Source organism: Pacificispira sp., from assembly GCF_965228185.1.
Lineage (GTDB): Bacteria > Pseudomonadota > Alphaproteobacteria > UBA8366 > Aestuariispiraceae > Pacificispira.
Genome location: NZ_CBDDHE010000002.1, coordinates 269,496 through 293,607, shown reverse-complemented (window position 1 = coordinate 293,607; position 24,112 = coordinate 269,496). Strand labels below are relative to the sequence as shown.

The window sequence follows — 24,112 nt, the reverse complement described above, 5'->3', positions numbered from 1 at the left end:
GTGTCCTTTCTCGTCACCGGGACGAAGGGGGACCGGCTGCGGGGGGATTGCGTGACCGACTGCGGGCGGTCAAACGGTGATCTCCCTTCCCTACGCCGGTCCGAACCGGGTCAGGTTCCACGGGTCGACGGCACGCCGCCTCTCAGCCTCTGCGAGGCACCCCGAGGAGATTTCTGAGGCCGACACTACGCCTTCATGTCTTTCGGTCAAGCCCTGCCTGCGGCAGGTATTGGGCTAACGTCCGGTGATCCAGGGGCCCTTCAGCTTGACGTCGGGCGCACCGGCCGGCCCGTCCGCTCTCATCGAGAGGACTGACTCCGTCCCGCCTTCCGGCAGGATCGACAGGGCGGCGCGCAGGCTGTCGGTGCTGCGCCGCAGGTCGATGTCGCCGGTCAAGCTGGCCCCATGGCCGTCCAGGCGGAGGTCCGCGCTGATCTGTTCGGGGGCGATCCGCAATCGGCCGGTCAGCGGCGAAGGCGTTCCGAAGGTCTCGCGCAGGCGCGCGCGCAGGGTGTCGAAATTGCCGAACTTTCCGCCGCCGCCCCGGCGCAGGGTCAATGCCACATCGCCTGACATCTGCAAGTCCCCCTGTCCGCCGATCAGGGCTGACAGGTAGGTCGGGGCCCGGCCGCTTAGCGAGCCGGTCATTCGGACCTCACCCTCCGGCAGGACCGGAAGGCCGCCACGCGCGGCGAACAGTCCGACATCCATCTCCAGCGCCTGGACCGACAGGTCGGCCTGCCGTTCAGCCCCGGATCCGTCCAGGCGCAGGATGCCGGCGAAACGCAGCCCGGCCATTTCCGCCGAGAGGTCACGGCACAGCCAGACGCCTGCATCCCCGCCGTCGCAGCGGGCGGCGATGTGGAACAGGCTGATATCGCCCAGATTGACCGTACCCTTGGTGACTTCGAAGGTCGGGTTGGGTCCTGGCCGGACCAGTCCGCTGAGGCGAATGTCCCCGTCGCTGCCCAGCGCTTCGACCGCATAGCCATAACCCGAACGGGGGGTGCCCGAAATGTCCAGGGTCGCGGTCGTCGTTCCCAGGGCGGCGGCGCGGGCGGCCTGGCGCGCCGGAACGCCCAAGGCGCCGAGGAACCGGTCGGGCGCCGGCGTTTCCAATCGGAAGGACAGTTCCGCGGGCAGGTCCGGATCGGATAGGTCGATATTGAATCCACCCCCGATATCCGCCCCGGCCAGGGACGCGGTCCGAAAATCACCGCCGATCCGACCGCCGGGGTCGTAGGTCAGTTCGACCGACGCCCCGTCGGCGCGGATGCCGGATACGGTGGCCTGGTCGAGGGTTAGCGAAAGCCGGTGCTCTACTCCCGATGTCAGGCCGGGCAGGGTCTGCAGCACCGCCAGGCCGACATCGGTGGCATCCGTTCCGCCGGCCATGTATCGATCGAGGTTCAGGCGGTCGCCCTGCAGCAAAAGGTCGATACCCTGGCCGGCCTGGGCGGATAGCGCCCCGGCCCAGGATGTTTCGTCGACACGGCCGTAAAGTTCCGTGACTTCCAAACCTTGGTGGTCCGCATAGATGCGCGCCGAGATGTCCACCGACCGCAGCCGATCCGCCGGTAGACTTGCCAGAAGCGCCTCGGCGCCGGGAAACAGAATCGTCAGGCCGGTTCGTGCATCGGGCCCGACCAGGGCAATTTCCCCATCGAGAATCCATTCCTCCGCCTCGGGCCGAAGGCTGCCGAACAGACTGACATCCGTGTCGCCGGGCAGGATGGCGGACGCGTTCTCGATCACCGCCAATCCGCCGCCCGCCGCGGCCGAGATCTGCGCCTGCCGGATTGCGCCGCCGGGCAGGTCGATCCGATCGATGCCGATCCGCGCCGTGATATCGACGCCCCTGAAGGCCGACAGGGCGTCCGCCAAATCCTGCGCGATCCAGATCGGGGAAGGGGGTCTGTCCGCAAACGCGGCCCGATTGAGGGCGACGGAGATGTCGAAGGCTGTTCGGCGCCCGGGAACGATCGTGGCTGTCGCCCGGCCGGCCAGCCGTGTCGTGCCGACCCGGTCCGCGGCGATCGTCACGATTCCACTGGGCGAAACCGTCACCTTGGCATCGATTGCGGCCGGCCCGTCGCCGATCAGACGCGTGATCGCCTCCGCATGCAGGGTCGACAGAAATCCCGCCTCCTCCAGCACCAGGGTGACCGTGCCGTTCCAGCCGCCGTCTTCCGTCGGGCCGCCCTCCAGTACCAAGTCGGACGCGCTCGGCCCATGGGCGAGGGTCAGGACCAGCCTGCCCTTGCCGTCCCCTTCTACCGCAAGGCCGACCGGTTCTTCCGTCAGCCGGGCCTCGCCGTCGAAGGCGAACAGACGGCCGGCCCCGCCGCCAAGCGACAGCCGGCCATTGATCCGTTCGATGACATCGGGAAGCCAATCCGGGCCCCCGGTCAGGGTCAGATGACCGTCCTGTATCTCGACCGCTGTCTGACCGCGATAGCGGGGTGCCTCCGACCGGGCAAACGGCAGGGTCAGTTTGGCTTCCACCAATTGCACGTCACGCGGCAGCAGCCGACCGGTTAGCAGACCGCGCGGATCGAGACTGCCGCGCAGCCAGCGGATATGACCATTGGCCGTCGTGCCGGTAATCCGGATATCCGCCGCCGTGATGCGGGGCTGGGGCAGCAATTCGATCTGAAGCGGCCCGCGAAGATCGACCCCTACGCCCAGCTCATTGGACATGAAGGCGGCGATTTCCGGTTTGAACGGGCTCCAATCGACCATGCGGGGGCCGAACCACAGCGCGGCGATCAGCCCGGCAATACAGCCGAGGCTTCCCCATAGCTTCCACCGGCGAGACCCGCTTCCCGGTCCCGTCATACCTAGCCCCCTTACGATACGCGACCCCGTCATGCGCCCCGGCATGACGCGTTTCAGGCCGGCACTGGACGGCCGGCCCGAAACGCCGCTAGCTTAACGCAGCAGACCCTCCCGGCAAGGCGGAGACATCGTATGGCGGAGATCGTCAATCTGCGCAGCTTGCGCAAACGCAAGGAGCGTGCCGAGAAGTCGGCCAAGGCCGAAGAGAACCGGCGCACTTTCGGCATGACGAAGGCGGAGCGAACGGGGAAGGCTGCCAGGGACGCCCGGCTGAACCGCGATCTGGACGGCAAGAAGCTGGATTAGGACTAGAACGCTATGGCGTCGATACGCCCCGTTTGTGCGCTTCGTGAATGATGCGCTTGTTCAGAATGCGGACCGCGCCGACCATCAGCAGGCGCATATCGGCGACGATGTAATCCGCGAGATCCGTGTCGGAAATATCGTCCCCGTCGATATCCAACCGAAATCCCTGGCCCTGAATGCCGCCGCCATTGGAAAAATCGATTTCGAAGTCGAATAGGACGCGATGATCGGACGAAGCCGGCTGGTTCGAATTTGTGGTCATGGAAGGTTTCTCCTTGAATGGACCACGGCACGCTAACGCCGGAAGATGCCTTCGTGAAACGACATGTCGCGATGGAATTGATCGAGGGATTTGATGGACGGACCGGTGGAGGAGCGGGCGCGCGCCGGGCATTGAGTTAAAGCACTTGCATGAGCAGGGAGGCGCAGCCCTAAAATGCGGCGCGTTCGATGTATCGGAGACAGTTCATGTGCCGTTGGTTGGCTTACTGGGGACCGCCCCTGTTTCTGGAAGACTTGGTCGCGAAGCCCGACCATTCCCTGATCCATCAGAGCCTGCATGCGGCGGAGGCCAAGACCGAAACGAATGGCGACGGGTTCGGGCTGGGCTGGTATGGCGAACGGCCGGAACCGGGCCTGTACCGCGAAATCCTGCCGGCCTGGAACGACGAGAATCTGAAGCACCTGTCGGCGCAGATCCGGTCGCGCCTGTTCTTCGCCCATGTCCGTGCCTCAACCGGCACGGCGACGACACGGGCCAATTGCCATCCGTTCGCCTATGGCCGCTGGCTGTTCATGCATAACGGCCAGATCGGCGGCTACGGCCTGATCCGGCGCAAGCTGGAGCAGATGCTTCCGGACGAATACTATACCTGCCGCCAAGGTACGACGGATTCGGAACTGGTCTTTCTACTGGCTCTGTCGCTGGGACTGGATGCCGATCCGGTGGGCGCCATGGGCGAAAGTCTGGGCATTGTCCGCCGCGCGATGGCGGAGGCCGGGATCACCGATCCACTGCGCTTCACGGCGGTCCTGTCCGACGGCAACCGGATCTTTGCCTTCCGCTGCGCCTCGGACGCGCTGGCGCCGACGCTCTATTACACCGGCGCAGGCAGCGCGGCGATGACACTCGTCTCCGAGCCGCTGGATACCGACCGGCCGCGTTGGACGGCAGTCCCGCAAGGACATGTCGTCTCGGTCTGCGGCAGCGGCCGTCTGACGACGACCGAATTCATCGTTTAGCCCGGATTCATCGTTGGGCCCGGGCCCGCGCGATCAGTGAATTTGCATCCATGCGTCCGTGAAGCGCGTGTCGCCCGGGGTGACAAGGTCGTAGCGCGCGACGCGGACCGAATGCAGCGGGCCATCGATATTCTCAACCCAGAAATCCAGGAACCGGTGAAGTTCCGGGAATTTCGGGGCGATATCGTAATGCTGCCAGATGAAGCTTTGCAGCAATCCCGGATGGTCGGGCATGTGATAGAGGATTTCGGCGGTCGAAAGGCGATAGCCCTTCATTTGCAGGGAAAGCCCGTCCGTAGCGGCCGGGGTATCGGTACCAGACATCGGCTTATGCCTCCTACTGTCGCGGTTGTTGCTTTTCTTCGCGAGCGGGAGGTGCGTTTCGACGCCCATTGAGGGCGGGGAGTCGCATCTCCCACAGGCAAAAAGTTTGCCCCCAATTTGGTGTGCGTCGCAACAAAAATGTTATAAATCAGTAGGTTGGCAGCCGATTGCCGAGAGTGCTGATAATTTCATCCAAATCCTCTTGAAAGCGGTGAAAGATTTTCATACATGGATCGCGCACTGTTTAGCACTCCAATGCCAGGAGTGCTAAATCATCATCAGCATGACAAACCTTTGTCTTACGAATGGAGGAGGTTCAATCATGGCATTCCGTCCCTTGCACGACCGTGTTGTGGTTCGTCGCGTCGAAGAGGATCAGAAGACGGCCGGCGGGATCATCATCCCGGACACCGCCAAGGAAAAGCCGATGCAGGGCGAAGTCGTCGCTGTGGGCAACGGCCATATTCAGGAAGACGGCTCCGTCCGTGCCCTGGATGTGAAAGCCGGCGACCTGGTGCTTTTCGGCAAATGGTCCGGCACGGAAGTGAAGATCGACGGCGAAGAGCTGCTGATCATGAAGGAAAGCGACATCCTGGGCGTCCTGGACGTGCAGGTTGCCAAGAAGAAGGCCGCCTAAGACGGGGTCTTCGGACAAACCGTTACTGCCACAACCTGATACGGAGTAGCGAATTATGGCTGCGAAAGAAGTTAAATTCTCGACCGACGCGCGCGACCGCATGCTGCGCGGCGTCGACATCCTGGCGAATGCCGTCAAAGTCACGCTGGGCCCGAAAGGCCGCAACGTCGTGATCGACAAAGCCTTCGGCGCCCCGCGCATCACGAAGGACGGCGTCACGGTCGCCAAGGAAATCGAACTGAAGGACAAGTTCGAAAACATGGGCGCCCAGATGGTGCGCGAAGTCGCGTCGAAGACAAACGATCTGGCCGGTGACGGCACGACGACGGCGACGGTCCTGGCCCAGGCCATCGTGCGCGAAGGCGCCAAGGCCGTGGCCGCCGGCATGAACCCGATGGACCTGAAGCGCGGCATCGATCTGGCCGTCGAAGCGGTCGTCGCGGATATCGCCAAGCGCGCCCGCAAGATCCAGAAGAACAGCGAAATCGCCCAGGTCGGCACGATTTCCGCGAACGGCGACAAGTCGGTCGGCGACATGATCGCCGAAGCGATGGAAAAGGTCGGCAACGAAGGCGTCATCACGGTTGAAGAAGCCAAGTCGCTGGATACCGAACTGGAAGTCGTCGAAGGCATGCAGTTCGACCGCGGCTACCTGTCGCCGTACTTCGTGACCGACAGCGACCGCATGCAGGCCGAACTGGAAGACCCGTACATCCTGCTGCACGAAAAGAAACTGTCCAACCTGCAGGCCATGCTGCCGGTTCTGGAAGCGGTTGTTCAGAACGGCAAGCCGTTGCTGATCATCGCGGAAGACGTCGAAGGCGAAGCGCTGGCGACCCTGGTCGTCAACAAGCTGCGCGGCGGCCTGAAGGTCGCGGCCGTCAAGGCGCCGGGCTTCGGCGATCGTCGCAAGGCAATGCTGGAAGACATGGCCATCCTGACGGGCGGTACGGTCATTTCCGAAGACGTCGGCATCAAAATGGAAAACGTGACCCTGGACATGCTGGGCCGCGCCAAGAAAGTGTCGATCACGAAGGACGAAACCACCGTCGTCGACGGCGCCGGCAAGAAGAAGGAAATCGAAGCGCGCTGCAGCCAGATCAAGGCGCAGATCGAATCGACCACTTCCGACTATGACCGCGAGAAGCTGCAGGAACGCCTGGCGAAGCTGGCGGGCGGCGTTGCCGTCATCCGCGTCGGCGGTGCGACCGAAGTGGAAGTGAAAGAGAAGAAGGACCGCGTCGACGACGCCCTTCACGCGACCCGCGCGGCCGTGGAAGAAGGCATTGTCGCCGGTGGCGGTACCGCGCTTCTCTATTCGCTGAAGGCCCTGGAGAAGGTCACTGCCGGCAACGACGACCAGAAGGTCGGCATCGAAATCATCCGCAAGGCCCTGACCGCCCCGGCGCGTCAGATCGCCGACAACGCGGGTGCGGACGGCGCCGTCATCGTCGGCAAGCTGCGCGAATCGAAGGACACCAACTGGGGTTACAACGCCCAGACCGGCGAATTCGTCGACCTGATGAAGGAAGGCGTCATCGACCCGGCGAAGGTCGTCCGTTGCGCCCTGCAGGATGCCGCGTCGGTGTCCGGCCTGCTGATCACGACCGAAGCCATGGTCGCGGACAAGCCGGAACCCAAAGATCACAGCCATGGCGGCGGCATGCCGGACATGGGCGGCATGATGTAAGCCTGTCGGCTTCATCCGCAAACTGTTCCGGGAAGGGCGGCGCAATCTGCGCCGCCCTTTCTCTTTTCCGGCTGCGGGGCCCGGAATCACAACGATTTCTTAACCGTTCCTGATGCCTAATCCCGGGGCTGAGCGGGCGGGCCGCACAGGAAATCCCTTGGTTGGCGAGGCGCTGACTGGAAAATTCAATCGCTTCCCATACTATGGTTAACGGCGGGATTTGATGGGAAGTGTTGAAAGAAGTCAGCCGGGGCGTATGACCAAAGAAGATTTGGACTCCATTATTTCGGCCCATGAGCGGTTTCTGGAACGAAAGCCGAGCGGCAAGCGTGCCTTGTTGAAATACGCCGCGCTGGATGGCGCGGTAATGCAGGGGCGATTGTTGGACGAGGCCGATTTCAGCGGTGCCAGCCTGACAAATGCCAGGATGGACCGGTCATCCTTTCAGTTTGCGAATTTCTATGGCGCGAATTTGACCCGTGCCGTTCTGGACGGCGCGAAGCTGCATCGGTCGGATTTGCGCGGCGCGTGTTTCCGGGGCGCCTCGCTGAATGGCGCGATGATGACCGAAGTCGATGTTCGCGAAGCGGTCTTGGCCCAGGCCGACAAGCATGCGGGGCTGGAAAATCTGGAAGGTCATGCCCAATCCCCGGACATGTCCGGTGCGTCGGTGCATGGTGCGAACATGACCGGCGCCAAGATCGGCAACAGCTTTGCCCTCGCCGCCGATTTCACGGGCGCGGAGATGCGTGGTGTCACCTTCAGGCAGGCGGATTTGCGCAATGCGGTCTTCACCAACGCCAATTTGAAAGGGACCAGCTTTTCCGGCTGCCGTGTCGACAATGCCGACTTCCGGGGCGCGATCCTGACGGAGGTTGAGGTCGTCGACAGTACGTTCGATGGGGCGGACCTGACAGGCGCGATCGCGGACTACGCACTGATGACCAGCCCGTCCCTTGCCAATGCGAAATTGCCGGAAACTTTCGCGGAGGCTGAGGAAGACATCGATGTGATGAAGGCCGCGCACCGGAAATGGGTACAGTCGAATTCGACGGAAGGCGCGCGGCTGACGCTGGAAGGCGTCTCTCTGCGCGGCGTTGACTGGCAGGGCGCGGTCCTGTCGGCGGCGCTGGTGCGGCGGACCTGCCTCTACGAGGCGGACCTCTCCGTCGCCAATATGGCGTTGATCGACCTGACCGGCAGCGATCTGCGCATGGCGAAGCTTATCGAGGCGGATCTGCGAGGGGCCCGCCTTGGCGGCGCGCATTGCAATGAAGCGGACCTGACGGACGCGAATTTGAGCCCCCTTGTCCTGACCGATCGCAAGCGCACGATGTCGGCCAATTTGAAGAATGCCGTTCTGACCGGCGCGCGTCTGTGCAACGCGGACCTCAACCGGGCCGACCTGACCAATGCGGATCTGCGTCGCGCGGATCTGACCGGCACGAATTTCACGGGGGCCATTCTGAACGGTGCCAGCCTGGAGGGTGCGGTCATATCGCCTGAGACGAATTTCGAAAGCTGTCAGGCGGAAGGGTGCATCGGCTTCCCGGCGGCGGAAGGTGGCGACCGATGAAAGGCCGCTCCACCCCATTGCCTTTGCCCTGGGTCGAACTGGACGGCGATGTCATCGTCAATGCGGACGTGTCGGCAATGGCGATACTGGCGGGGTCGGGTCGCGGTGTCCTCGGTCAGAAGTTGTGGAATTTCGTCGATCTCGGGGAAGGCGCGGAGGCACCCGTCGATCCTTCGGCATTTGCCGGACGCTGGATCCCGGCGCGCCTGAAATCGGGCGGCGGGCTGGCGATGATGTTCGATCAGAACGGCGTCGGTGGCGGCGATTCCGGACAGGCCTGGCCGGTCTATCTGTTGAAGACGGACGGGACGGGGGCGATCACCGAGCGGTCCCTTCCGAATGAGGCGCTGACACAGCTGTTTTCGAACCTGTCGCATGAAATGCTGACCCCGTTGAACGCGGTTATCGGGTTCAGCGAGGTCATAAGCCATCAGCATTTCGGCCCGGTGCCGGAGCGCTATCGAAGCTATTCCGACGACATCAACGCGTCGGGCCAGTATCTGCTGGCCATGGTCAAGAGCATGCTGGAACTGGGCAAGTTGAGTTCCGGGCCGGATGCGATGGATGAATCGACGGTCGAACTGGGTGTGGTGATCGATCAAGCCGTGCGGATCGTCGGCAATCTGGCGGGCGAGAAGGGCAGCACGGTGACGTTGAGCGGGTTCGATGCCGCGCCCACACTGTTCGCCGATGAACTGAAACTGACCCAGGTTTTCACAAATCTCCTTTCCAACGCCCTCAAATACTCACAAAGGGGCAGTGAGATACGCGCCGTCTATGATGGCGTGACCGGCGGTTTCGCGGTCCTCCGCGTGATCGACAACGGTATCGGAATGTCGAGCAACGATGTCGCCACCGCGCTGATGCCCTTCGGCCGGGCGTCCTACAGTTTCAACGCGGCGGAATCCGGAACGGGGCTTGGCTTGCCGATCGCGCGCGCTATCGTGATTTCCCATGGTGGCTGGCTCGAAATCAAAAGCAGCCCCGGCATGGGCACTACGGTCATCATCGGCCTGCCGGAGGACCGGGTGTTGAGCGACGATGACGGCGGATTGGCCGGCCTGTTGGGGGCGGTCGAATGATAGGATCAACGGATCGGATCGCCCGGCGATGGAACGAAAGACGGATTCGGAAATTGAGACAGCCGCGATCGACGCGGCCTTGTCCCTGTTCGCGGAACGTGGGTATCGGGATGTCCGGCTGACCGACATCGCGGCCCAAGCAGGCTGCGATCTGGGGGATCTACGTCGGTGTTTCGACGGCAAGACGGCCCTTCTCACCCGGTTCCTGGTTCGGATCGACGCCGCGATCCTGGCAGACGACCCGGAGTTCGGTGAGGAAGAAAGCGTTCGCGACCGGCTGTTCGATCTGCTGATGCGCCGCTTCGACGCCCTGCAGCCGCACCGCGACGCGCTTCTGGCAATCCGAAGGGACCTGCCCGGCGATCCGGCGGTGGTCATCGAAATGGCGCCGCAGGGGCTGCGTGCCATGGCCTGGTATCTGGAGGCGGCGGGCGAATCCGCGGACGGTGTCGCCGGGGCGTTGCGGGTCAAGGGCCTGGCGGCGATCTGGCTGCATTGCCTGCGGGTCTGGTTCGAGGATAACTCCGAGGACCTGTCGAAGACCATGGCCGCACTGGACAAGGCCCTTTCCCAGGCGGAGCGGGCGGTGCGCTGGTTGCCCTCCTTCAAACCCGTTGCGGGTCGCGCTGCCGCGGACGATGCGGACGGGGCGCCCGCTTGAAGGACATCGTTGAAGTCGTTCACCGGTACCTGAGGGATTCCGATACAAGTTGGACGGTTGCCGTCTTCGGCGCGATTGCAGAATACCACACCGTGCAAGGCCAACCGCAGGAGGTACGGTTGTCTGCGGACGGCGGCACGATCGTCGGGGTTGGCGGGGCGTTGCGTGTCGCCCTGTCCGGGCCGGTCCGGCTCGCCCCTTATGAATTTCTGACAAAACGGCGCGACTTTTGGCTGCACGGGGTCAATCTGTGTCTGCCGGAGGACGTGGCGGATATCGGCTGTGGCAAGTTTGGGTTGGCTGAGCTGGGGCCGGACGAAAAGGCAATCCGGCAAGACGATCGTTCCGCCATTCTGTTCGATCTGGGATTGGGGCGTCCGACCTTGCAGGCGATGATCCGAACCGCAGATCCGGCGCTGATCAAGGCATTGCGCGGCCAAATCGGTCGTAATCTTCTGGGGGCGGAAGGGGCAGAGGCTTATCGCCTGATCCTTGCCGGGCAGCCGCACCGCGTATTTCAAAGCCGCCTGGGCCGGGTGGAGGTCTACAATCCGATCCCCGCACCGGATGGGCGGACCGCGCCCGGGCCGCATACCCATATCCTGCCCGATCTTCTGGCATCCGGCCGGACCCATTCCGCCAATGTGCCGGTGCCGCCGGGCCATGTGCCTGTGCTGCATTTCTGTCCGCCGAACCCGATCCTGCAGCGCGACGGCGAAGCCGCGCCGACATTGGATCGCAACCACATGGCGGCGTTCGATGCCCTGTTGGACCGTTTCGGGGAGGCGGAGTTGGAGGCGGCGAAACGCCTGGCGCGCGACGGTGTCCGTGCAGGAAGCCCGCCGCCCGACACGACCGACCTGTCCCGGCGGGAACGCACGGCGATCCGGGTCGCCTTGCGCAAGCTGGCGGCCTGTTCGCCGGGGGATGCGGCCGTGGCGCACTGGCAGGAGGCGTTCGAGACCCAGCCCGCCATCCCGCCGGTCGCGTGACCAAAATCAGATGATGTCGTCCTCGTCGGTGACGAGGTTGCTGAGCGCGGAGAGGCTTTTGCGCAGCTTCTGACGGGCCATCAGCTTGCGCTGCGCCTCGACCGGGAAATCGGTGAAGTTCAGGATGTTCCGCGAGACCAGAACGTCGATCAAATCCTCGGAGATACGCGCCATCTCCGTATCGGTCGCGCTCAGGCGGTCCATCATTGCGCTGGGGCTGGCCCCGCGCAGATAGCGGATCACCTCGGGATGGTCGTTCGGCAGAAATTCCTTGGCATGCGGGGCCGGGCGGTCGCCGATTCCGTTGATCCGGCCTTCGTCGTCGCGTGAAACATACGGCATGGACCGTTCCGTCCTTTCCTTCCAGACAGGTTCGCAGAGTGTAGGAACGGCCCGGGAATCCCGCAACCGGACTGCGCCAAATACCCTGAAAATGCGAAACGGACATTATGTCCCTTTTTGTTCTTTATTTATTCCTATTTTGTTTGTAGGTTGGGTCCATGAACATCGGCTATCAAACGACCCAGGCGGACCCTCGCCCCGACCGCCCGACCAAGGGGCGGGGTTCCGTGACGAATCGCACCGGACGGTTCGAACGGCATGAAACGGCGAGGATCGACGATGGCTGGCTGCTGGCCGAGGATGTCGACGGTACCGGCACGCCGCCGCCGAAGACCAAGCTGGGCGTCGATGGCGCGCGCAAGGTAATCACGCGGAACGACAGTCCGGATGTCCCCTTTGACCGGTCGATCAACCCTTATCGCGGTTGCGAGCATGGTTGCGTCTATTGTTTCGCCCGGCCGACACATGCTTATCTCGGCCTGTCGCCCGGCCTCGATTTCGAAACGAAACTGTTCTGGAAACCCAACGCGGCGGAACTGCTGGTTCGGGAACTGGCCAAACCGTCCTATCGCTGTGCTCCGATCGCCTTCGGAACCAATACCGATCCCTATCAACCGGTTGAGCGGCAGACGGAGGCGACGCGCGGCCTGTTACGGGTCCTGAACGAGGCGCGCCATCCCTATACCATCGTGACCAAGAATGCCCTGGTCTGCCGGGATTTGGATTTACTGGTTCCGGCGGCGCGGGAGAACCGGGTGCGGGTCATGCTGTCCGTCACCACGCTGGACCGGCATCTGGCGAACAAGATGGAACCCCGCGCCAGCACACCGGAGAAGCGCATCGCCGCGATCCGTCGCCTGACGGAAGCGGGGGTTCCGACCGGCGTTCTGGTTGCGCCGGTGATCCCGGCGCTGAACGACCATGAGATCGAAACGATCCTGGAACGGGTGGTGGAGGCGGGTGCCGTGTCCGCCGGTTATGTGATGCTGCGACTGCCCCTGGAGATCAAGGACCTGTTCCAGGAATGGTTGCACGCCCATTATCCCGACCGTGCCGAACGGGTCCTGTCCTTGATACGGCAAAGCCGGGACGGCGCGCTGAATCAGGCTCAGTTTGGCAAGCGCATGCGCGGCACCGGGCCCTTTGCGGATTTGATCGCAAACCGGTTCCGCCTTGCCCGCCGCAAGCTCGGTCTCGATACGCGCCGCCAGTCGGATCTGGATTGCAGCGCTTTCATTGCCCCCAAACTGCCCAGCCCGCAGATGGATTTGTTTTGATTTCAAGGCGTTCGACCGCCAGTAGCAAATTGCACGGCATTCTGTGCCAGCATTGGTTCGACAGGGCCCGTTAACCTTGTTATGCAGCGCCCATCGAGGCGCGAACATGAAGGTTTGTCGGATGGCCACCGACCCGTTTCCCCGTGACGAAGCAGAACCCGCCGGTTCCATGGTAACCACGTTCAACGCGGCCGACCTGCCGACCGTCGGTCAGCAGGACGCTTTCGTCTATTGGACGCAATTGCCGAAGACGGCGGACGTGCCGTCGATCGAACATATCGACCCCCTGGCCCTGCCGCGTTCGGCGCTGACCATGATGGCCGTGTTGGAGGTCGTCGATCAGGACTTTCTGGTACGCCTTGCGGGAACGGCGCTGACCGACATGCTGGGTAAGGAATTCACCGGGGCGAAGATCAGCGATTTGCCGGATGCCGATGACGGGACGGAACGTCTGTTTTGGGCAGTGCGTCACCGTCGCCCCTATTACTCGCGGTCGACCCTGACCTGGGCGCCGAAGAGCTTCCGGCGATACGGTGTCCTGACGCTGCCCTTCGGCGATGAAGGGCCAGTGAGCCGCCTGCTCCTCATCTTCGACTTTGAGAAGACCCAGACCTAGAGCGGTATGCGATCAGATGGAACCGCCTGAGACGCCATCTTCGGTTTCCTGGTTAGGAGCGGCGCGCGTGGCGATGCGGGGCATCGGAAGCGTGCCGCGACGCGGTCCAGGGAGCCAAAGACGGCGCCGAAGGTCGGCATGGCGGGCCGTCGGTGTCGTCGCGACGGCTGGACGATGCCCCGCATCGCCTGCGCCGACGCTTCTAACCGACAACCCGCCATGCCGATCTCAGGTGATTCCATCTGATCGCATACCGCTCTAGATCCGCTGAAATCTTTCAGCAATTTCACGGCTTTGTCCTATTCGCCCGGAAATTCCATGCTAAGATGGCGGCATCATGCACGGTGCTTCTGATCTCACGGGAATTGCAATTGTAGCCGTCGCCGCCGTTCTGTGCGGCATGGTCATGGTCCGGCTCAGGCAGCCGGCGATTATCGGCTATATCTTCGCCGGTCTGATCCTGGGACCGAACGGCCTATCCCTGGTCGACAACCGAGAAACCATCGATCTTCTGGCGCAGCTCGGCGTCATCATGCTGCTGTATTTCATCGGCATGGAGCTGAGCCTGCGCAGTTTCCGGACCATCTGGAAGGTCGCCATCGTCTCCGCCCTGGCTCAGATCGGCCTGTCGGTCGGCGCGCTATATGTGCTGGGCGGGCTGTTCGATTGGCCCCGGGAATGGGCGATTCTGTTCGGGTTCTGCCTCGCCCTGTCGTCGACCGCTGTCGCGGTGAAGGTGCTGGAGGATACCGGGGAACTTCGCAACAATGTCGGGCGCCTGGCCGTCGGCATCCTGATCGCCCAGGATCTGGCGGTCGCGCCGATGCTGGTCGTGATCGGCAATATGGCGTCCGAGAGTGAAGGCGCCATCCTGCACATGATCCTGGAAGTGGCGCTGTCGATCGGGATTCTGGTGCTCATCATCCTGTTCCTGACGCGACGCGCGAAGGTCGATCTGCCCTTCCACCAGATTGTCAGCAAGAATGCCGATCTGAAGCCATTGGCGGCTTTCGCCTTCTGTTTCGGCTTCGCGACCATCGCCGGTGTCATCGGCCTGTCGCCCGCCTTCGGTGCCTTCCTGGCCGGGTTGATCGTCGGCAACAGCGCCCAGCGTCAGGAAGTCCACGAGAATGCCGGCCCGATCCAGGCGATCCTGATGATGGTCTTTTTCCTGTCTATCGGCCTGTTGATCGATCTGCCATTTGTCTGGGAGAACATCTGGCTGTTGATCGGCCTCATGGTCTTCGTTGCCGTGTTCAAGACGGCGCTGAACGTCTTCATCCTGCGCCTGCAGGGGCAGAATTGGCAGACCGCCTTTTCTGTTTCGCTGGTCATCGGGCAGCTGGGGGAATTCTCTTTCGTGATGGCGGCGGTGGCACTGTCGTCCAATGTGATCGGGCCGGAAATCCACAAGATGATCGTGGCCCTGACGGTTTTCTCCCTGGTGACCAGCCCGCTGATGTTCGACCTGAACAAGCGTATCCGGCACCGGGCGGCGGGGCATATTTCAAGCGTCGGGGGGCTGCTGCGCTTCGCCTATTTCCGCGAATGGCAGGTGACGAAGCGGACGTCCAGGACGCTGTTCGCCGTTGCGTTCCGGATCGCGACCTGGCTTCAAATCCGCATCGACAGGATGCGCCGGCATGCCGCGCAGAAGCTGGAGGAGAGCCCGATCCGCAAGAAGCTGCCAGGCGAGGTGGACAAATCCGCCCCGCCGCCGGAAGACGCGGCCATGGACGCAAGTCCGCCCAAGAAACGCAAGGCCCCGCCGAAACAACCCTCTGCGCGACCGGATCCGGAAGCACCCGCCGCCGAGGAAAAGGGCGGCGCCGGCAAGCCCAAGAATGCCTGATCTGCGCCATGAGCGCGCGCTGCTGGCCGAAGCGGACGGGCCGGTTGCGGGATTGGATGAGGTCGGGCGCGGTCCCTGGGCCGGACCGGTCATGGCTTGCGCGGTGGTGCTGCCGGATGCGTCCGACGCGACGGGCGGCCTGCCGGAGACGCTGTTTGCGTCGCTGGACGATTCCAAGAAGCTTTCGCTGGACCGACGCGACGCGCTCTTTGACCCACTCGCCGCCGCAATCCCGCACGCATTCGGGGAGGCCAGCGTCGCCGAAATCGACGAATTGAACATTCTGCAGGCCAGTCTTCTGGCGATGCGGCGCGCCCTGGCGGCCCTGCCGCACCGCCCCGGCTGTGCCCTGGTCGACGGCAATCGGGACCCGAAACTGGGCGTGCCGACCCGCCTGATCGTGAAGGGCGACAGCGCTTCAATCGCCATAGCGGCCGCGTCGATCCTGGCGAAAGTGCGGCGTGACCGCATCATGGTCGAACTGGCGCGGGACTATCCCGGTTATGGCTGGGAAACCAATATGGGATATGGCACGGCGGCCCATCGTGCCGGTCTGGATCGCTTGGGCGTGACGCCCTACCACCGGACCAGTTTCGCGCCCATCAAGGCGCGGCTTCAGACGGCCCTCAATATCTAGAGTCCCGTTCCCCGGCTGGGACTCTATATGTAGAAAAATTCAAGTCGAATCAGATACTTGTTGACCCAGACTCCTGAAAGAATCATGATTCGGGCTCTGGCAAGCACTTGGGCTCATGAAGAATCATGAAAAAATTACCGCAGAATCAAATTCTGACCGGTGACTGTATTGAAGTAATGCGGTCGCTTCCCGAAGAATCCGTAGATATGATCTTTGCGGATCCACCCTATAACTTGCAGTTGGCCGGTTCTCTTTACAGACCGAACAATTCCAAGGTCGACGCGGTGGACGACGACTGGGACAAGTTCGACGATTTCGATGCTTACGATCGGTTCACTCGGGACTGGCTGTCGGCGGCGCGCCGGCTGTTGAAGCCGTCGGGCACGATCTGGGTGATCGGCAGTTACCACAACATCTTCCGGGTCGGGACGGCGTTGCAGAATATGGGATTCTGGATGCTGAACGACGTGGTCTGGGTGAAGACCAACCCGATGCCCAACTTCAAGGGCCGGCGCTTCACCAACGCCCATGAGACGATGCTGTGGTGCTCCAAGGACCAGGACGCGCGCTATACCTTCAATTACGAGGCCATGAAGGCCCTGAACGAAGACCTTCAGATGCGCAGCGATTGGACCATGCCGATCTGTACCGGGCATGAACGCCTGAAGGACGACGACGGCAGCAAGGCCCATCCGACGCAAAAGCCGGAAGCGCTGCTGCACCGGGTCATCCTGTCGTCGACGGAACCGGGGCAGGTCGTCCTCGATCCTTTCCTGGGCAGCGGCACGACGGCCGCCGTCGCCAAGCGCCTCGGCCGCCGCTGGATCGGCATCGAACGCGAGGAGAAGTATCTCAAGATCGCGGCGCGCCGCATCGCGGCGGAGCCGGAAGCCGCCGATGCCGACGCGATTTCCTACACCACGCCGAAGCGCAAGGAACCGCGCGTTCCCTTCGGAATGCTGGTGGAACGCGGCATGCTGAGCCCCGGGACGGTGCTGATCAGCCCGTGTCGCCGGCACACGGCCAAGGTCCGCTCGGACGGTACCATCATCTCGGCCGATCATCGCGGCTCGATCCATCAGGTCGGCGCGGCGGTGCAGGGTGCGCCTTCCTGCAACGGTTGGACCTATTGGCAGGTGAAGTCGGACGGTACGCAATCCATTCCGATCGACGCCTTCCGTCAGCGGATCCGCGCCGAACTGCACTGATCCTTTTCGGATATCGAAACAGGGAAAGGGCCGGCACATGCCGGCCCTTTCTTGTTACTGACATCGCACCAGGGGATCAGCGGCGCCAGAACGGCTTTGCAATTTCACGCTCGACCATGCTCCGGTCGAGTCCGACATCGTCCAGTTCGCGGTCCGTCATCCTGGACAGGCGCTGACGGCTCTGCCAGCGGAAGTGCCAGGCCTTCAGGACGGCACCAATCGTCAGTCCGTCTCGTTCGACTGCGTTAGCGAAATGGGTGTAACTTTGGCTGCAGGTCACATCAGTCATGGCGTTGCTCCTTTTCGGTTCAGGTTTCATCGCCCCGTCTGTGGCTAAGATGGCCCTTGTCTGATTTCAGAGCAAACGCGAATATCCGGGCCATTGGCTTAGAAAAAGTTACTCAAGGAGAATTCGATGCGTCGACGTCTTCCGCCGCTGAAGGCAGTCCGGGCATTTGAGGCCGCCGCGCGGCACCGAAGCTTCGTGGAGGCCGCCGAGGAACTCGCCGTGACCCCGTCCGCGATCAGTCAGCAGGTCAAGCAACTGGAGGAATGGCTGGGTCGTGCATTGTTTCGGCGTCTGCCGCGCGGTCTTGCGGTGACTGATGTCGCGAAAGCCTATCTGCCGCCGCTAAGCGAGGCGCTCGACCAGATCGAGGGGGCGACGCGCCGCGCGATGGAAGGGCAAGATTCGCGTACCCTGAAGGTGACCTGCCTGTCGTCCTTCGGGGCGCAATGGCTGACGCCGCGGCTGCACCGCTTCGATGCCATCCATCCCGAAATCGATGTCATGCTGGCGACATTCGACCGGGTGGTCGATCTGGAGGCGGAGGATATCGACGTCGCCATACGCTACGGAACCCGCGATTTCCCTGGGTTACATGTAGAGACATTGATGGACGAGTATCTCGGGGTCGTCTGCAGTCCGGACCTGGTCAACCATGCCGAACATCCGATCCGGGGCTATGCCGATCTGGCACATCACACATTGCTGCACGATTCCGACGCGAAGGTGATGGGGCCGATCGAATGGGGGCGGTTCCTGGAAATTGTCGGCGGTGCGGACGGGGTCGATTGGAGCCGCGGCCCGAAATTCAGCGACAGCCACATGATGATTCAGGCCTGCCTGGCCGGTCGGGGCGTCATGGTCGGCCGGTCCGCGCTTGTGACGGATGCCCTGAAGAACGGAAACCTCGTTGCCCCCTTCGGCATGACGGTGAAGGCGGAGGCCAGCTACCGCCTGGTCATGCTTCCCGGAGCCCTGGCCGACCCCAAGATCGCCGCTTTCCGCGCATGGATTTACGAGGAACTGGACATGCCGGTCCCGGAGGTGTGATCGTGCAAACTAGTTGGCGTCTCTCCGAGCAACCCATTGGGTGTGTTCCCTTGAAAACGCGAGTTCAGCTTCATTCACGAAGTCCGAGAGATCCATTTCTGTTTTCACAGATTCGGCCTTCCCATGGATGATACCAATTTCGTGAGCGGTCAAATTGTAGCTGGCGGTAAGTTCACTGTGCCTCTTGATCTGAATCCAGCCGATTAAAGAAGTGATGATCACGATTAGTGGGTCAAACGCATACGATGCAAATGTAAATCCGAAAAAATTGGAATTTATTGACAAAATAGCCAAAAAATAAATAAAAGTCATTAATAAAATCCATATATTCATCGCTTTCTTATTGTGCGCGGATTTTCTGATGTACCACCGCCTTTGGTCATCAATTCTGTTCTTCACGTAAAATCCGAGCCTCTCTTTAACATTAAGATTTCGCAGAATGATCATCGATGCGGTGACTTGATCTTGGTTCAATGCAGAAAGTTTTGCGGTGATTCCCTTGTTTGTTCTCAAGATGTCTTTTAGAAGATTTCGGAAGTGAGCTTTTGGAATATCGATGTTTTCAGCGTCTTCAAAAGGGTGTGCACGCATGGAAAAACGCCATGTAGTTGTTTTAATTGATTCTGCGAGAGCGCGGCATCGATACCAGTCTTGGTCCAGTTTCTTGAATGATTTGCAAACAAATATTGCGCTAAGAATTAATATAGAAATTGTTAGTATCAATTCGTGATTTGATATGTGATTTCTAGTCGCGCTGATAGAGCTAATAAAAAATAGTAAAAGGTATTCGGAGCGAATGGCCCACAAGAACCACCTTTGTGATTTGTCAGAGCCGCTGCTCGCACTTTCGTAAAGAGCAGGATACTGCATGGAATTTAGTGTCATGAGATTGCTCGTATTCCTGCAACAATTGAGTCTGCTGTCCAATTAACGACGATATTTGCCTTTTCGTAAACTGCGGCCGGCATGCGTTGTGCGCCTCTTGGCCGCACCCCAAGAATTGGCTTGTTAATCTCTTTAGCAAATTCCATCTCAAACTGTATCCAATCGCTGTAGCTAGTCCACATTCCCGCGATGATGATCACACAGTTTACCGGGCGTATCTGCTGACGAAGTTCCTCTTTCATTCTATATTTGGCCATGGGCCCGAATGCTTTGGTCGTCGGGACAGAATAGTTAGTCCAATTGAAGTAGGGGCGATTATTTAGGAGGTTAACCATCGAAACGTAGCGTTCGCTATATGACCAAGAATGGCTGATGAAGAGACGTTTCGACATTTTTTAGCGCCTTGGTGGTTTGGTTGGTAAATAATAACCTATTTGCTGTAAACCAATAAGGTGTAATATGCCAACAATATTAGTGAAAATGGTGGTAGCGAGAACTAGGTTGATATGAACGGCACCCTGAAGAACGGAGACCTCGTTGCCCCTTCGGCATGACGGTGAAGGCGGAAGCCAGCTACCGCATGGTCATGCTTCTCGGAGCCCTGGCCGACCCCAAGATCGCCGCTTTCCGCGCCTGGATCTACGCGGAACTGGACATGCCGGTCCCGGAGGTGTGAGCGGTTCGGACATTGCGGGGGGAACTGGAGCGGGTGAAGGGAATCGAACCCTCGTATGCAGCTTGGGAAGCTGCCGTTCTACCATTGAACTACACCCGCGTCCTGAGGCCGGTTTATAGTGAGCGGCGGGGCTCCGATCAAGTGGGAACCGGTTCCACCGTGCCGGACTTGCCGGACAGGGCTCCCGCTTCATATTCGATGCCCATCAGGGTCAGTGGCACGACCGGTCCGCCCAGATCGAGGCCCTGGACCGGTTCGACGCTGAATCCGAAAGGCGCGTAATAGCCGGGATCGCCAACAATCACGATGGCGGGCATGCCGCTGACCCGGACCGTGTCCATGCCCTTGCGTACCAGGGCGCGGCCGATGCCCAGGCCGCGGATTTCGGGGCGTACCGCCAGCGGGCCCAGCATCGGGATCGTTGTGCCGCAGGGCAGGACGACAGGCCAGAACCGGATCGAGGCCACCATCTCGCCCTCCAGCCGGGCGACGAAGCCGTATTCGTTCATCGGCGGGACGGATTTCCGGAAACGGTGGACCGTCCGGGTCAGACGGCCGGGACCGAAGGCGCTGTCGATCAGCGCGTCGATATCGTCGGAATCGGTGGGAACTTCTTGCGTCAGGGAATATTGCATCGGGTGTCTTCCTATCTCTCGTACCCGTCAAAACCGGCGCGTGACGGAGAGAGGAAGACGGCAGTGCCGAACCTTAGCGACAAACCACCCCTTGCACGTCGTCACCGCGCGCGAATACACCGCCGGTCCTGCCCGGTCGTCGGGCGGACGCGGCGCGGCTTCGTCGCGCATCGCGGTGGGCGGCATGGCGGGTCATGGCGATCCCGAAATCCTCAAAACAGCGTGCCGATCCATCGCGGATCGGCCTTACGGCAAACGCTGTAGCATGACTTTGCGCCGGGCACAATTGCGTGAAGACCGAGCCGAACGGCGTGGCGCCGCTGGCCGTGCCGGATCAGTTGAACTACCTTTGGCATCAAGAAGACGGGTTCGAGCGAGAGGATGTTCCATGGCGATTTCAAAGATTTGGGGGGCGGCTCTTGCGGTCGGCCTGGCACTGGGCGGTCTGCCAGCGGCGCAGGCGCAGAGCTGGGAGGAGACCGTGGCCGAAGCGCGCGGCCAGACCCTCTACTGGAACGCCTGGGGCGGGGATGAAGGCATCAACGACTATGTCGCCTGGGTCGGGGAACGCCTGGCCGAGGAGTATGAAATCGAATTGGTCCATGTGAAGCTGAGCGATACCGCCGAGGCCGTGCGCAAGGTGGTGGCGGAGAAGGCGGCGGGCCGCCATGCGGATGGGTCTGTCGACCTCATCTGGATCAATGGCGAGAATTTCAAGGCGATGAAGGATCAGGACCTTCTGCACGGGCCGATCACGCCGTCGCTGCCGAACTATGCCCTGATCGATGTCGCGGCGAACCCGGCGATTGAACTGGACTTCACCATTCCGACGGGCGGCTATGAATCGCCCTATGGTCAGGCGAAACTGGTCTTCATCTACGATACGCAGACGGTATCGGAACCGCCGGCCTCAATGGCCGCATTGCTGGATCATGCCGCTGCAAATCCGGGTCGCGTCACCTATCCGGCCCCGCCGCAATTTCTCGGCACGACCTTCCTGAAACAGGCGCTCTATGAGTTGGTCGACGATCCCGAGGCCCTGCTGTTGGAGGCGGGCGACAATTTCGATGCCGTGACCGCGCCGCTCTGGGACTATCTCGACCGGCTGCATCCGGTCCTGTGGCGAGACGGCAAGGATTTTCCGTCCGGCGACGACGCGCTGATCCGCCTATTGGACGAAGGGGCGGTCGATTTCGCGCTGTCCTTCCATCCCGGCAAGGCATCCTCCGCGATCGCGCAGGACCTGCTGCCGGACACGGTGCGAACCTTCGTGCTGGCGGAAGGGACGATCGGGAACACCCATTACGTCGCCATTCCCTACAACGCCGCGCATAAGGCCGCGGCCATGGTGGCGGCGAATTTCCTCCTGTCGCCGGAAGCCCAGGCCAGGAAACAGCATCCGGACGTCTGGGGTGATATGACCGTTCTGAGCATGGACCGCCTGTCGGAGGAGGGACGCGCGCAGTTCGACGCGTTGCCGCGCGGTATCGCCACTTTGGGCCCGGCGGAACTGGGGCCGACCTTGCCGGAACCGCATCCAAGCTGGATGACCCGGATCGAGGCTTCCTGGCTGGAGCGGTATGGCAGCTGACGCCGCCCCGCCGGACGGCTCTGGCCGTGCCGTGTTTCTGCGCCTGGTGCCGGGCCTGACGCTGGCGGTCTTTCTCGGGCCGGTGGCGGCGGGGCTGATCGGGACCCTGTTGCCGGCTTTCGGTTTTCTGCCGGCGCTGGGCGGGGAAGCGGTCTCTCTCGACCCCTGGCGGACGCTTGCGGATTATCCGGGCGTCGCGGATGCGACCCTGCGCAGCTTCGTCACCGGCCTGTCGGCAACGGCGATTTCCTTCACCCTGGTCGCGCTGTTCTGCGCGGCTGCCTATGGTACGCGCTGGTTCGGCCGTGTCCGGGCGGTGCTGGCGCCGTTGCTGGCCGTGCCTCATGCCGCTCTGGCCATGGGGTTGGCCTTCCTGCTGGCACCCAGCGGCTGGATCCTGCGCGCGCTGTCGCCCTGGCTGACCGGGTTCGACCGCCCGCCGGATCTGGCGCTGGCGCCGGACCCCTATGGTTGGAATCTTGTTCTGGCCCTGGTCGTGAAGGAAGTGCCCTTCCTGTTCCTGATGACATTGGGCGCGCTCAACCAGGTTCCGGCCGAAAGGTCGATGCGGGTCGCGCAATCCTTGGGCTATGACCGGATGTCCGGCTGGCTGAAGACGGTGCTGCCGCGTCTCTATCCGCAGATCCGCCTGCCGGTCTTCGCGGTCGTGGCGTTTTCCGTGTCGGTCGTGGATGTGGCGATGATCCTGACCGTGACGCCATCGCCGACTTTGGGCGTGCTAATTCTGCGCTGGGCCAATGATCCCGATCTGACGCTTCAGTTTCAGGCCGCCGCAGGGGCCTGCCTGCAGGGCGTGGTTGTTCTGGCCGCTCTTGGCACCTGGATTGCTGCGGAAAGGGCAGTGGCGTCCTTGGGGCGGCTCTGGATACGACGCGGCGCGCGCCGGATGCCGGCCGGATTGAACGCGGCCGCATTGGGTGGGCTGTGCGGTGCGGCGCTTCTGGGCGTGCTTGGGCTCGTCGGATTGACGATCTGGTCCTTCGCACGCCGCTGGCGGTTTCCGGACGCCCTGCCGTCGGAATGGAGCCTGGCCAACTGGACCCGGCGCGCCGACCAGTTGGCGGAGCCGCTGATGACGACCGTCTGGCTGGGGCTTGCCTCCGCCGCAATCGCGCTTGTGCTGGTTCTGCTCTGTCTGGAGGCGGAGCAGCGGACCGGGAGGCGGCCGACCAACCGGGCGCTTTGGCTGCTCTATACGCCGCTGATCGTGCCGCAGGTCGCCTTTCTGTTCGGCGCCCAGATCCTCTTGGTCGGCGGCGGACTGGATGGGCACTGGATCGGACTGGTCTGGGCGCATCTGCTGTTTGTGCTGCCCTATATCTTTCTGTCGCTGTCCGACCCTTACCGAGCGCTGGATTCGCGATATGCCCGCGCGGCGGCCTGTCTGGGGGCGGGACCTTGGCGTATTTTCGGGCGGGTGAAGCTGCCGATGCTGCTGCGCCCGATACTGATAGCCTTCGCGGTGGGGTTCGCGGTCAGCGTCGGGGAATATCTGCCGACCGTCTTCGCAGGCGCAGGCCGCCTGACGACCCTGACCACCGAGGCGGTGGCGCTGGCCGGGGGCGGGGATCGGCGGACCATCGGCGCCTTGGTCGTGCTGCAGGGGGTTCTGCCATTGGCCCTGTTCGCCCTGGCGGCGGTAACGCCGGCACTGCTACGCCGCGCGACTTTTGGAAGGGAAGGGTAGA

25 protein-coding genes, 1 tRNA gene and 1 riboswitch are annotated in these 24,112 nt (G+C 62.1%); of the genes, 17 read left to right on the top strand and 9 right to left on the bottom strand.

Going from position 1 to position 24,112, the window contains the following annotated elements:
- Positions 1–69: 69 nt before the first annotated feature.
- Positions 70–174, bottom strand: a riboswitch (TPP riboswitch).
- Positions 175–234: 60 nt separating this feature from the next.
- Positions 235–2,838 (bottom strand): hypothetical protein, encoded by a 2,604-nt coding sequence (locus ACO06O_RS01445; RefSeq protein WP_421875532.1) that lies wholly within the window; start codon positions 2,836–2,838, stop codon positions 235–237.
- 132 nt (positions 2,839–2,970) lie between these two features.
- Here ACO06O_RS01445 and ACO06O_RS01440 point away from each other — a divergent pair, with 132 nt between their 5' ends.
- Positions 2,971–3,144 (top strand): DUF4169 family protein, encoded by a 174-nt coding sequence (locus ACO06O_RS01440; RefSeq protein WP_421875530.1) that lies wholly within the window; start codon positions 2,971–2,973, stop codon positions 3,142–3,144.
- A gap of 10 nt (positions 3,145–3,154) precedes the next feature.
- Here the strand turns inward: ACO06O_RS01440 and ACO06O_RS01435 are convergent, their stop codons facing one another.
- On the bottom strand, positions 3,155–3,406 hold the full coding sequence (locus ACO06O_RS01435; protein WP_421875528.1) for a cyclase: 252 nt from the start codon (positions 3,404–3,406) through the stop codon (positions 3,155–3,157).
- Between the two features lie 206 nt (positions 3,407–3,612).
- Here ACO06O_RS01435 and ACO06O_RS01430 point away from each other — a divergent pair, with 206 nt between their 5' ends.
- On the top strand, positions 3,613–4,386 hold the full coding sequence (locus ACO06O_RS01430) for a class II glutamine amidotransferase (RefSeq protein ID WP_421875526.1): 774 nt from the start codon (positions 3,613–3,615) through the stop codon (positions 4,384–4,386).
- Positions 4,387–4,419: 33 nt separating this feature from the next.
- Here ACO06O_RS01430 and ACO06O_RS01425 read toward each other — a convergent pair whose 3' ends face one another.
- Positions 4,420–4,710, bottom strand: a complete 291-nt coding sequence (locus ACO06O_RS01425) for an usg protein (protein ID WP_421875524.1) — start codon at positions 4,708–4,710, stop codon at positions 4,420–4,422.
- Positions 4,711–5,032: 322 nt separating this feature from the next.
- Here ACO06O_RS01425 and groES point away from each other — a divergent pair, with 322 nt between their 5' ends.
- The 6 genes from groES to ACO06O_RS01395 all read left to right on the top strand — a co-directional run bounded on the left by groES (position 5,033) and on the right by ACO06O_RS01395 (position 11,348).
- A complete protein-coding gene (groES, locus tag ACO06O_RS01420; protein ID WP_421875522.1) occupies positions 5,033–5,347 on the top strand; it encodes a co-chaperone GroES in 315 nt (104 codons plus the stop codon).
- Positions 5,348–5,402: 55 nt separating this feature from the next.
- Positions 5,403–7,037, top strand: coding sequence for a chaperonin GroEL (groL, locus tag ACO06O_RS01415; RefSeq protein ID WP_421875519.1), 1,635 nt, complete (start codon positions 5,403–5,405; stop codon positions 7,035–7,037).
- Between the two features lie 256 nt (positions 7,038–7,293).
- Positions 7,294–8,613 carry a pentapeptide repeat-containing protein gene (locus ACO06O_RS01410; protein WP_421875517.1) on the top strand — a complete coding sequence of 440 codons (1,320 nt, stop codon included), beginning with the start codon at positions 7,294–7,296 and terminating at the stop codon, positions 8,611–8,613.
- On the top strand, positions 8,610–9,695 hold the full coding sequence (locus ACO06O_RS01405) for a sensor histidine kinase (RefSeq protein WP_421875515.1): 1,086 nt from the start codon (positions 8,610–8,612) through the stop codon (positions 9,693–9,695). The genes ACO06O_RS01410 and ACO06O_RS01405 overlap by 4 nt, the downstream gene beginning before the upstream one ends.
- Positions 9,696–9,723: 28 nt before the next feature.
- On the top strand, positions 9,724–10,356 hold the full coding sequence (locus tag ACO06O_RS01400) for a TetR family transcriptional regulator (RefSeq protein ID WP_421875513.1): 633 nt from the start codon (positions 9,724–9,726) through the stop codon (positions 10,354–10,356).
- The gene (locus ACO06O_RS01395) at positions 10,353–11,348 is read left to right on the top strand and encodes a DUF6925 family protein (RefSeq protein WP_421875511.1); all 996 of its coding nucleotides are present in this window, start codon (positions 10,353–10,355) and stop codon (positions 11,346–11,348) included. The genes ACO06O_RS01400 and ACO06O_RS01395 overlap by 4 nt, the downstream gene beginning before the upstream one ends.
- A 6-nt stretch (positions 11,349–11,354) precedes the next feature.
- Here the strand turns inward: ACO06O_RS01395 and ACO06O_RS01390 are convergent, their stop codons facing one another.
- Entirely contained in the window at positions 11,355–11,690 is a 336-nt protein-coding gene (locus ACO06O_RS01390; RefSeq protein ID WP_420417789.1) for a hypothetical protein, read from the bottom strand.
- Positions 11,691–11,848: 158 nt separating this feature from the next.
- Here ACO06O_RS01390 and ACO06O_RS01385 point away from each other — a divergent pair, with 158 nt between their 5' ends.
- The 5 genes from ACO06O_RS01385 to ACO06O_RS01365 all read left to right on the top strand — a co-directional run bounded on the left by ACO06O_RS01385 (position 11,849) and on the right by ACO06O_RS01365 (position 17,280).
- Positions 11,849–12,967, top strand: coding sequence for a PA0069 family radical SAM protein (locus tag ACO06O_RS01385; RefSeq protein WP_421875507.1), 1,119 nt, complete (start codon positions 11,849–11,851; stop codon positions 12,965–12,967).
- Between the two features lie 121 nt (positions 12,968–13,088).
- On the top strand, positions 13,089–13,583 hold the full coding sequence (locus ACO06O_RS01380) for a PAS domain-containing protein (RefSeq protein WP_421875505.1): 495 nt from the start codon (positions 13,089–13,091) through the stop codon (positions 13,581–13,583).
- Between the two features lie 337 nt (positions 13,584–13,920).
- Positions 13,921–15,435, top strand: coding sequence for a cation:proton antiporter (locus ACO06O_RS01375; protein WP_421875502.1), 1,515 nt, complete (start codon positions 13,921–13,923; stop codon positions 15,433–15,435).
- Positions 15,428–16,072: a ribonuclease HII gene (locus ACO06O_RS01370; RefSeq protein ID WP_421875500.1), complete on the top strand. Its 645-nt coding sequence runs from the start codon at positions 15,428–15,430 to the stop codon at positions 16,070–16,072. Before ACO06O_RS01375 ends, ACO06O_RS01370 begins: the two co-directional genes overlap by 8 nt.
- A 125-nt stretch (positions 16,073–16,197) precedes the next feature.
- A complete protein-coding gene (locus ACO06O_RS01365) occupies positions 16,198–17,280 on the top strand; it encodes a site-specific DNA-methyltransferase (protein ID WP_421875498.1) in 1,083 nt (360 codons plus the stop codon).
- A 76-nt stretch (positions 17,281–17,356) separates the two neighbouring features.
- Here ACO06O_RS01365 and ACO06O_RS01360 read toward each other — a convergent pair whose 3' ends face one another.
- Positions 17,357–17,569 carry a DUF1127 domain-containing protein gene (locus ACO06O_RS01360; protein WP_421875496.1) on the bottom strand — a complete coding sequence of 71 codons (213 nt, stop codon included), beginning with the start codon at positions 17,567–17,569 and terminating at the stop codon, positions 17,357–17,359.
- Positions 17,570–17,695: 126 nt separating this feature from the next.
- Between ACO06O_RS01360 and gcvA the strand changes: the two genes are divergently transcribed.
- A complete protein-coding gene (gene gcvA, locus ACO06O_RS01355; protein ID WP_421875494.1) occupies positions 17,696–18,616 on the top strand; it encodes a transcriptional regulator GcvA in 921 nt (306 codons plus the stop codon).
- 9 nt (positions 18,617–18,625) lie between these two features.
- Here gcvA and ACO06O_RS01350 read toward each other — a convergent pair whose 3' ends face one another.
- The gene (locus ACO06O_RS01350) at positions 18,626–19,501 is read right to left on the bottom strand and encodes a DUF4231 domain-containing protein (RefSeq protein WP_421875492.1); all 876 of its coding nucleotides are present in this window, start codon (positions 19,499–19,501) and stop codon (positions 18,626–18,628) included.
- A complete protein-coding gene (locus ACO06O_RS01345) occupies positions 19,498–19,893 on the bottom strand; it encodes a TIR domain-containing protein (protein ID WP_421875490.1) in 396 nt (131 codons plus the stop codon). Before ACO06O_RS01345 ends, ACO06O_RS01350 begins: the two co-directional genes overlap by 4 nt.
- 158 nt (positions 19,894–20,051) lie before the next feature.
- Between ACO06O_RS01345 and ACO06O_RS01340 the strand changes: the two genes are divergently transcribed.
- The gene (locus ACO06O_RS01340) at positions 20,052–20,177 is read left to right on the top strand and encodes a hypothetical protein (protein WP_421875488.1); all 126 of its coding nucleotides are present in this window, start codon (positions 20,052–20,054) and stop codon (positions 20,175–20,177) included.
- A 25-nt stretch (positions 20,178–20,202) separates the two neighbouring features.
- On the opposite strand, the gene ACO06O_RS01335 is transcribed toward ACO06O_RS01340, so the two are convergent.
- Positions 20,203–20,276, bottom strand: a tRNA-Gly gene (locus ACO06O_RS01335).
- Between the two features lie 38 nt (positions 20,277–20,314).
- A complete protein-coding gene (locus ACO06O_RS01330) occupies positions 20,315–20,812 on the bottom strand; it encodes a GNAT family N-acetyltransferase (protein WP_421875486.1) in 498 nt (165 codons plus the stop codon).
- A gap of 388 nt (positions 20,813–21,200) precedes the next feature.
- On the opposite strand from ACO06O_RS01330, the gene ACO06O_RS01325 reads away from it, so the two are divergent.
- Both ACO06O_RS01325 and ACO06O_RS01320 read left to right on the top strand, forming a co-directional pair.
- Entirely contained in the window at positions 21,201–22,403 is a 1,203-nt protein-coding gene (locus ACO06O_RS01325) for an ABC transporter substrate-binding protein (RefSeq protein ID WP_421875484.1), read from the top strand.
- Positions 22,393–24,111, top strand: a complete 1,719-nt coding sequence (locus ACO06O_RS01320; RefSeq protein WP_421875482.1) for an ABC transporter permease — start codon at positions 22,393–22,395, stop codon at positions 24,109–24,111. The genes ACO06O_RS01325 and ACO06O_RS01320 overlap by 11 nt, the downstream gene beginning before the upstream one ends.
- Position 24,112 lies beyond the last annotated feature (1 nt).

Bases quoted from the DNA above. Each gene is read 5' to 3' on its own strand.
- ACO06O_RS01445 (WP_421875532.1), bottom strand. From the start codon at position 2,838: ATGACGGGACCGGGAAGCGGGTCTCGCCGGTGGAAGCTATGGGGAAGC.
- ACO06O_RS01440 (WP_421875530.1), top strand. From the start codon at position 2,971: ATGGCGGAGATCGTCAATCTGCGCAGCTTGCGCAAACGCAAGGAGCGT.
- ACO06O_RS01435 (WP_421875528.1), bottom strand. From the start codon at position 3,406: ATGACCACAAATTCGAACCAGCCGGCTTCGTCCGATCATCGCGTCCTA.
- ACO06O_RS01430 (WP_421875526.1), top strand. From the start codon at position 3,613: ATGTGCCGTTGGTTGGCTTACTGGGGACCGCCCCTGTTTCTGGAAGAC.
- ACO06O_RS01425 (WP_421875524.1), bottom strand. From the start codon at position 4,710: ATGTCTGGTACCGATACCCCGGCCGCTACGGACGGGCTTTCCCTGCAA.
- groES (WP_421875522.1), top strand. From the start codon at position 5,033: ATGGCATTCCGTCCCTTGCACGACCGTGTTGTGGTTCGTCGCGTCGAA.
- groL (WP_421875519.1), top strand. From the start codon at position 5,403: ATGGCTGCGAAAGAAGTTAAATTCTCGACCGACGCGCGCGACCGCATG.
- ACO06O_RS01410 (WP_421875517.1), top strand. From the start codon at position 7,294: ATGACCAAAGAAGATTTGGACTCCATTATTTCGGCCCATGAGCGGTTT.
- ACO06O_RS01405 (WP_421875515.1), top strand. From the start codon at position 8,610: ATGAAAGGCCGCTCCACCCCATTGCCTTTGCCCTGGGTCGAACTGGAC.
- ACO06O_RS01400 (WP_421875513.1), top strand. From the start codon at position 9,724: ATGGAACGAAAGACGGATTCGGAAATTGAGACAGCCGCGATCGACGCG.
- ACO06O_RS01390 (WP_420417789.1), bottom strand. From the start codon at position 11,690: ATGCCGTATGTTTCACGCGACGACGAAGGCCGGATCAACGGAATCGGC.
- ACO06O_RS01385 (WP_421875507.1), top strand. From the start codon at position 11,849: ATGAACATCGGCTATCAAACGACCCAGGCGGACCCTCGCCCCGACCGC.
- ACO06O_RS01380 (WP_421875505.1), top strand. From the start codon at position 13,089: ATGGCCACCGACCCGTTTCCCCGTGACGAAGCAGAACCCGCCGGTTCC.
- ACO06O_RS01375 (WP_421875502.1), top strand. From the start codon at position 13,921: ATGCACGGTGCTTCTGATCTCACGGGAATTGCAATTGTAGCCGTCGCC.
- ACO06O_RS01370 (WP_421875500.1), top strand. From the start codon at position 15,428: ATGCCTGATCTGCGCCATGAGCGCGCGCTGCTGGCCGAAGCGGACGGG.
- ACO06O_RS01365 (WP_421875498.1), top strand. From the start codon at position 16,198: ATGAAAAAATTACCGCAGAATCAAATTCTGACCGGTGACTGTATTGAA.
- ACO06O_RS01360 (WP_421875496.1), bottom strand. From the start codon at position 17,569: ATGACTGATGTGACCTGCAGCCAAAGTTACACCCATTTCGCTAACGCA.
- gcvA (WP_421875494.1), top strand. From the start codon at position 17,696: ATGCGTCGACGTCTTCCGCCGCTGAAGGCAGTCCGGGCATTTGAGGCC.
- ACO06O_RS01350 (WP_421875492.1), bottom strand. From the start codon at position 19,501: ATGACACTAAATTCCATGCAGTATCCTGCTCTTTACGAAAGTGCGAGC.
- ACO06O_RS01345 (WP_421875490.1), bottom strand. From the start codon at position 19,893: ATGTCGAAACGTCTCTTCATCAGCCATTCTTGGTCATATAGCGAACGC.
- ACO06O_RS01340 (WP_421875488.1), top strand. From the start codon at position 20,052: ATGACGGTGAAGGCGGAAGCCAGCTACCGCATGGTCATGCTTCTCGGA.
- ACO06O_RS01330 (WP_421875486.1), bottom strand. From the start codon at position 20,812: ATGCAATATTCCCTGACGCAAGAAGTTCCCACCGATTCCGACGATATC.
- ACO06O_RS01325 (WP_421875484.1), top strand. From the start codon at position 21,201: ATGGCGATTTCAAAGATTTGGGGGGCGGCTCTTGCGGTCGGCCTGGCA.
- ACO06O_RS01320 (WP_421875482.1), top strand. From the start codon at position 22,393: ATGGCAGCTGACGCCGCCCCGCCGGACGGCTCTGGCCGTGCCGTGTTT.